The sequence below is a fragment of the Pseudomonas sp. 51_B genome, from assembly GCF_017491595.1.
Taxonomy (GTDB): Bacteria; Pseudomonadota; Gammaproteobacteria; order Pseudomonadales; family Pseudomonadaceae; genus Aquipseudomonas; species Aquipseudomonas promysalinigenes.
On sequence record NZ_JAFGYW010000307.1, the window covers coordinates 1 to 473 of the forward strand.

At 71.0% G+C, this 473-nt stretch carries 2 protein-coding genes; both read right to left on the reverse strand.

Annotated elements, in window-relative coordinates; translation table 11 throughout:
* Positions 1-259 (reverse strand): hypothetical protein (locus tag J5M56_RS24965; RefSeq protein ID WP_207938056.1); only part of this gene is annotated, 259 nt, incomplete at its 3' end.
* Positions 260-357: 98 nt separating this feature from the next.
* The coding region (locus J5M56_RS24970) for a rubredoxin (RefSeq protein ID WP_207938057.1) at positions 358-473 on the reverse strand (116 nt) is incomplete at its 5' end.

Consider the following 473-nt stretch of genomic DNA (forward strand, 5'->3'; position numbering starts at 1 on the left):
GTTGGAGTTCGGTCGCGGCAAGCGGCGCGGCATGAGCCAGCGCAACGACAAAGCGTTGCGCGGCGAGCCACCCTGCCTCCCGCAGCGCCGCCGCGGCGGCGGCGAGCGGTTCGGCCGGATCGGCGCGCCGCTCGAAGGCTTGTTGCGCGGTGCGCAGCGCCGCCTCGGCCGCGGGCACTGCGCCGCCTCGCGGATTGGGCAACGCGTCGAGAACCGGAACCGTCGCGATGTCAGCGGTAATGGGCACGAGCGTCAGCACCAGAAACGAAGCCGCGCCGCAAGCGGCGCCTCAACCCGTCGATGCCGCCGCGCCAACGCCGCCGGTTCGCTCGATGCCGAACCGCCGACGCGAGACGGTCAGATCTGAACCATCTCGAAATCTTCCTTGCGCGCGCCGCACTCGGGGCATGTCCAGTTGATGGGAACGTCTGCCCAGCGTGTGCCTGGGGCGATGCCCTCCTCCGGCAACCCAG